Source organism: Collinsella aerofaciens (assembly GCF_009876115.1).
Classification (GTDB): Bacteria; Actinomycetota; Coriobacteriia; order Coriobacteriales; family Coriobacteriaceae; genus Collinsella; species Collinsella aerofaciens_N.
Genome location: NZ_WWSY01000023.1, coordinates 23746 through 30212 on the forward strand (window position 1 = coordinate 23746; position 6467 = coordinate 30212).

The 6467-nt window shown below is 60.3% G+C and carries 6 protein-coding genes; all 6 read left to right on the forward strand.

Annotation, left to right across the window (positions count from 1 at the left end; translation table 11 throughout):
• Positions 1-94 precede the first annotated feature (94 nt).
• Positions 95-1447 carry a PTS sugar transporter subunit IIC gene (locus GT571_RS09450; RefSeq protein ID WP_161156889.1) on the forward strand — a complete coding sequence of 451 codons (1353 nt, stop codon included), beginning with the start codon at positions 95-97 and terminating at the stop codon, positions 1445-1447.
• A gap of 153 nt (positions 1448-1600) precedes the next feature.
• Positions 1601-1903, forward strand: coding sequence for a PTS sugar transporter subunit IIB (locus tag GT571_RS09455; protein WP_161156891.1), 303 nt, complete (start codon positions 1601-1603; stop codon positions 1901-1903).
• Between the two features lie 9 nt (positions 1904-1912).
• Positions 1913-2245, forward strand: a complete 333-nt coding sequence (locus GT571_RS09460) for a PTS sugar transporter subunit IIA (RefSeq protein ID WP_204987223.1) — start codon at positions 1913-1915, stop codon at positions 2243-2245.
• 239 nt (positions 2246-2484) lie between these two features.
• Entirely contained in the window at positions 2485-3438 is a 954-nt protein-coding gene (locus tag GT571_RS09465; protein WP_240136050.1) for an ROK family protein, read from the forward strand.
• Between the two features lie 166 nt (positions 3439-3604).
• The gene (locus tag GT571_RS09470) at positions 3605-4528 is read left to right on the forward strand and encodes a manganese-dependent inorganic pyrophosphatase (protein ID WP_161156895.1); all 924 of its coding nucleotides are present in this window, start codon (positions 3605-3607) and stop codon (positions 4526-4528) included.
• A 268-nt stretch (positions 4529-4796) separates the two neighbouring features.
• A complete protein-coding gene (gene nhaA, locus GT571_RS09475) occupies positions 4797-6155 on the forward strand; it encodes a Na+/H+ antiporter NhaA (protein ID WP_161156897.1) in 1359 nt (452 codons plus the stop codon).
• Positions 6156-6467 lie beyond the last annotated feature (312 nt).

The following is a 6467-nucleotide window of genomic DNA, read 5'->3' on the forward strand; positions in this document are numbered from 1 at the left end:
GCCGCCGCGCGCAAAACATGGCACATCTGGTGGCAGAGGGCGACAGACCACCGTGCGCATAGGAAAAGGCCGGATTTGATAGTTAGGAGCAATCATGGCCAGTGACAACGGAAAGAGCTTCCTCGACAAGTTTGCCGAGGTCTCTGCGAAGGTGGGAAACCAGGTTCACCTGCGTTCCCTGCGCGATGCCTTCGCAACCATCACGCCGCTCTATATCCTTGCGGGTATCGCGGTTCTTATTAACAACGTCGTGTTCCCTCTGTTCCCGCTCGATGCGGCGGGCCTTGCTAACCTTCAGACCTGGGGTTCGGCAATTACGCTGGGCACCCTCAACGTCTCTGCCATTATCTTGGCCGGATTGATTGGCTACAGCCTTGCTAAGAACGAGCGCTTCGATAACCCGCTTGCCTGCGTGGTCGTCGCCATCTCCGCTTTCGTCATCATGATGCCGCAGCAGATCACTGCCACGCTTGCCGCCACGAGCCCGCTGCTCACCGACAAGATCACTTCTGCCGAGGTCACGGGCGCCCTTTCGACTGCCAACACCGGCACCAACGGTCTGTTCTCGGCTATTATCATCGCCCTGCTCTCCGTTACGCTCTTCATCAAGATCTCGGGCGTCGAGAAGCTTAAGGTCAAGCTGGGCGAGGGTGTACCTCCTGCGGTCTCCAACTCCTTTAACGTCATGATCCCGATGCTGCTCAACCTCTCGATCTTCGCTTTTGCCGCGGCCTTGCTCGCCGTGTGCGCCGGTACCGATCTGTGCACCATCATCTCCACGTGCATTTCCAACCCGCTCAAGAGCATCATGAACGCCGGTCCCTGGGCTGTTATCCTCATCTACACTCTTGCAAATCTGCTGTTCTGCGTCGGTATTCACCAGTCCACCATCTCTGGCGCTACCGTCGAGCCGATCCTGACCATGCTCATCGTCGACAACATGGCTACCTTTGCCGCCGGTGGCACCATCCAGCCCGACCACTACATGAATATGCAGATCGTCAACAGCTTCGCCCTTATCGGCGGCTCGGGCTGCACCCTCATGCTCCTGCTTGATACCCTCCTGTTCTCCAAGAACAAGGCCTCCAAGACCGTTTCCAAGATGGCTATCCTGCCTGGTCTGTTCAACATTAACGAGCCGGTCATCTACGGTTACCCCATCGTGTACAATCTGCCGCTCATGATTCCGTTCGTGCTTCTTCCCGACCTGTTCATCGGCATCACCTATGGCTTGACCTGCGCGGGTATCATCAGCCCCTGCATTGCCCAGGTGCCTTGGACCATGCCTCCCGTCATCAACGCCCTGCTTGCCACGGGCTTTGACTGGCGCGCTGGCGTGTGGCAGGCTCTCGAGCTTGTCATCGGCATGGCTGTCTACCTGCCCTTTATGAGGATTTCTGAGAAGGCCGTCGCCAAACAGGAAGCGCTTGCCGAGCAGAACGCCTAAACGTAGCTTTCTCTTCCATCGTTGCGGGTGCCGGCACGCGGCGCCGGTACCCGCGGCTCTCCTCCTGCGTAAAGACACAGGGGGTGGGTACAGTAGCCGCAAGGAATAAAACCAGTTGTCGTCTGCGCGCCGCGCAGTTATAAGGAGGAAACCATGAAGAAGATCATGCTTTGCTGCAATGCCGGCATGTCCACGAGCCTGCTGGTCCAGAAGATGCAGTCCGAGGTCGCGAACCGCGGTCTGGACATTGAGGTCGAGGCTCGCCCCATGAACGAGGCCCACGATCACCTGGACGAGTGCGATATCTTGCTGCTCGGCCCGCAGATTGGCTACACCAAGGGCGATTTTGAGAAGGAGGCCGCCGGTCGTTTTCCGGTCGAGGTCATCAACATGGTCGATTACGGCCGTATGAACGCCGCCGGCATCATCGACCACTGCATCAGCGTGATGGGCTAGGTACGGCACATGGAGGATATGAACGATCTGCAGATGACCTGTTTCGAGATCATCAGTTATGTCGGCACCGCCAAGAGCATGTACGTCAATGCCGTACAAAAGGCCAAGGAGGGCGATTTTGACGCCGCCGAGGAGCTTATTAAGCAGGGCGACGAGGCTTACAACGGTGGTCACGATGTCCACATGGGGCTCCTTAAAAAGGAGGCCAATGGCGAGCGTAACGGCGAGGCCCCGCTGATTCTGCTGCATGCCGAGGACCAGATGGCCGGCACCGAGACCATGCGCGTCATGGCAACGGAGCTCATCGAGGTCCACAAGCAGCTGCAGGCGTTTAAGGCCTAGCCGGCGTTATCGCCGCGACGGACCGTGCGGTCCAACAGACAAGACAGTCCCTTTCATGGGCGCCGGGAGCCTCCGCCTCCCGGCGCTTTTATATTTGGCTGGGATCTTGCACGACCTGTTGGCGGGCTTCGCGTTTTCCCAGATAAAACCTGCCAAAACAAACCTGTTTCTTTCTGGCGGCTTTTGGGCTGGGGAGCGGTACCATACTCATAATGTTTAAACGAGAAAGGCGGGCTCCCATGGAACCTAAGCAGTACTACATCGGCATCGACGTCGGCGGCACTTCGGTTAAGGAGGGCCTGTTCGACGAGGACGGTAACCTGCTGGCCAAGGCCAGCGTGCCCACGCCGCCTATCGTTGACGCCGCGGGCTTTGCCGCGGTGACCGAGGCTATCGACCAGGTGGTCGCCAAGGCGCAGATTCCGCGTGCCTTTGTGGCGGGCATTGGCCTGGCCGTCCCATGCCCCATCCCGGCGTCGGGCGATGCCAAGGTCAAGGCCAACATTGCCATTAACCTGCCCGAGCTTAAGATTGCCATCCAGCAGCACTGCCCTGACGCGGTCGTTAAGTACGAAAACGATGCCAACGCTGCTGCCATGGGCGAGGCCTGGCTCGGTTCTGCCAAGGACGTACAGAACGTGGTGATGGTTACCATCGGTACCGGCGTGGGCGGCGGCGTTATCGTCAACGGCGACGTGGTGTCGGGCGTTGTGGGCGCTGGCGGCGAGATTGGCCACATGTGCCTGAACCCGGCTGAGGAGCGCACCTGCGGCTGCGGCGGCCATGGCCACCTGGAGCAGTATTCCAGCGCCACCGGTGTGGTGAGCAACTACCTTGCCGAGTGCAAGAAGGCGGGCGTCGAGCCCATCGAGCTCACCGGCCCCTCCGATTCCAAGGATGTGTTCCAGGCCTGCCGCGAGGGTGACAAGCTTGCGCTGGCCGCGGCCGATACCATGGCCGATTATCTCGGTCGCGCTCTGGCGCTTATCGCCAACGTGGTCGACCCCGAGATGTTCCTGATCGGCGGCGGCGCCTCCGCCTCGGCCGACGTCTACCTTGATGCGGTTCGCGAGCACTTCCAGCACTATGCGCTTTCCGCTTCGCGCGAGACGCCCATCAAGGTCGCTTCGCTCGGCAACGACGCCGGCATCATCGGCGCCGCCTACGTAGCCCTGCGCGCCGCCGGTAAATAGCTGGTGCAAGGGGGTCAGGTTACTTTGCACCAACACGGTGCAAAAGGGACGGTCTTGGCCCCCATGCCTGCCCCAAAATATGCCGTGGCCCTTCCGTCTGCGAAGGCTCGGCATCGGCGTGCTACCATAGCTACGTCTAAGTACACATATCAAGTGGAGGATATCCATGGCAAACGTTCTTGTCTTTGGTCACCAGAACCCCGATAACGACGCCATCATGAGCGCCGTCGTCCTGTCCCAGCTGCTCAACCAGGTTGAGTATGCCGGCAACACCTACGAGGCTTGCGCTCTGGGCCAGCTTCCGGCAGAGTCCGCCAAGCTGCTCGCCGACGCCGGCATTGCCGAGCCTCGCGTGATCGAGTCCGTCGAGGCCGGTCAGCTCGTCGTCCTCACCGACCACAACGAGTCCGCCCAGTCCGTCGCCGGCCTTAAGGACGCCACGGTCTTTGGCGTCGTCGACCATCACCGCATTGGCGACTTCGAGACCGCCGGCCCGCTGCACTACATCTGCCTGCCCTGGGGCTCCAGCTGCACCATCGTCACCAAGCTCGCCGGCGTGCTCGGCGTTGAGCTTTCCGACGTCCAGGCCAAGCTGCTGCTCTCGGCTATGATGACCGATACGCTCATGCTCAAGAGCCCCACTACCACCGATGTCGACCGCGCCGTCGCCGCCAAGCTCGGCGAGCAGGTGGGCGTCGACCCGGTCAAGTTTGGCATGGAGGTCTTCCTCACCCGTCCGTCCGGCTCCTTCACCGCAGCCGAGATGGTCGGCAACGACATCAAGATGTTCGAGCCCGCCGGCAAGAAGCTGCTCATCGGCCAGTACGAGACCGTCGACAAGAGCCGCGCGCTCGGCATGATCGACGAGATTCGCGAGGCCATGCGCGCCTACGCCGCCGAGAAGGGTGCCGACGGCATCGTCCTGTGCATCACCGACATCATGGAGGAGGGCTCGCAGGTCCTGCTCGAGGGCGAGACCGAGGCTGCCCAGAAGGGCCTGGGCATTGCCAACGAGCACGACGGCGTCTGGATGCCGGGCGTCCTCTCCCGTAAGAAGCAGGTCGCTGCCCCCATCATGGCCGCCTGCTAGGTTCTTTTGACCTAACACCGACGACCGGACCGCGGACGCCCCGCGCTCCGGTCGTTTTTTGTGCGCGGGGCCGTGTTGTCTATTGGACAGGCGTGCCCGTGCCGTTGAGCAAATAATGTTCAACCTGTGGTTCCGCTTTTCGGCCACGCCTGCGCGCTTATCGTGCAGGGTAGGCTAGATGCATGCGTAATACGTTAGAGCGCGGCGCCGCCATTTGGGCGGGCCGTGCTTTTTTAAGACGGGAGCCTTCCCGTGAAAGGAGCCGCCCATGGCAGCACCCGAGCAGCTGTTCAACGTCCGTGAGCGCAAGCGTTTTGAGCGCCACGACATTTGGGAGCGTATTGCCGAGAACGGCACGATTTCCGCCGCGGTTATGGTCTTCGCCGCCATCGCCGCCGTCATTTGCGCCAATACCGATGCCTACGAGGCCATCCATCACTTTTTGGAGACCCCGCTGTATGTGGGTCTTGGCAACCTTACGGCCGGTCTCACCGTTGAGCTTTTCGTCAACGACTTCCTCATGGCGATTTTCTTTTTGTTGGTGGGCATTGAGCTTAAGTACGAGATGACGGTCGGCGAGCTCAAGAATCCGCGTCAGGCCATGCTTCCCATGCTGGCGGCCGTGGGCGGCGTCGTCGTTCCCGCCTGCATCTACCTGATCTTTAACCATGCCGGCGCGCACAACGGCTGGGCCATCCCCATGGCAACCGATATTGCCTTTGCGCTGGGCGTGCTGTCGCTTTTGGGCAATCGCGTGCCCAACGGCGTGCGCGTGTTCTTCTCGACGCTCGCCATCGCCGACGACCTCATCTCCATCGCCGCTATCGCCATCTTCTATGGACAGAGTCCCAATCCGTTTTGGTTGGGCGCCGCCGCGCTTGTGACCTGCGCGCTCGTGTGGCTCAACAAGACGCAGCATTACCGCCTTGCCCCGTATTCAGTACTGGGTCTGCTGTTGTGGTTCTGTATGTTCAAGAGCGGCGTACATGCCACGCTTGCTGGCGTCATCTTGGCCTTTACCATCCCGGCCAAGTGCGGCGTCAAGCTCGATAGCCTCACCGATTGGCTGGGCGAGTGCCTGCCGTTGCTCGACGACCGCTACGACGACGAGGCACACATCCTGGGCCAGCACGACTTTACCGTCTCGACCACCAAGGTCGAGCGCGTCATGCACCGCGTGACCCCGCCGCTCATCCGCATGGAGCGTCTGATCTCCACGCCGGTCAACTTTGTGATCCTGCCGATCTTTGCGTTCGTGAACGCACAGGTTCGCCTAGTGGGCGTGGACATGAGCACGCTGCTCACCGACCCGGTGACGCTCGGCGTGTACTTTGGCATGCTGCTGGGCAAGCCGATTGGTATCTTTGGTATGACGTTTGCCCTGGTTAAGCTTAGGGCCTGCGAGCTGCCGCGCAATGTCAACTGGCACATGATTGCCGGTGTGGGTATTCTGGGCGGTATCGGCTTTACCATGTCGATCCTCATTAGCGGCCTTGCCTTCCCGACGGCCCAGTTTGAGGTTCTGGCCGCAAAGGCCGCCATTCTTGCCGGCTCTGTTACCGCGGCCGTGCTGGGCATGATCTACATGAGCGTGGTCTGCAAGCATCCCGCGCCCAAAGACGAGTAAGAGCGCGAAAACCGGCTCCAGAACCGATTCGGGCGCGTTCAAAATGCGGATTCGGGCGGTGCTTGCCGCCTGCCAGACACGCCAGTGGTCAAAAAACGCCGTTTGTGAGTACTGTCACAAACGGCGTATCATTTTAGGTGCGGAAAATAATGAACAAAGTTATAAGAACTGTACGTTAATGAGTGACCATCGACTTCCAATTTGGCGCTAGCTGACGGTGATTAGGAAGTTTCAAGGTAGCGCGCAGAGATGTGGTGTAAGAGGCGGGGCATGCCCCGCCTCTTCTCTTTCTTGAAAGGGAGGGGACACCGC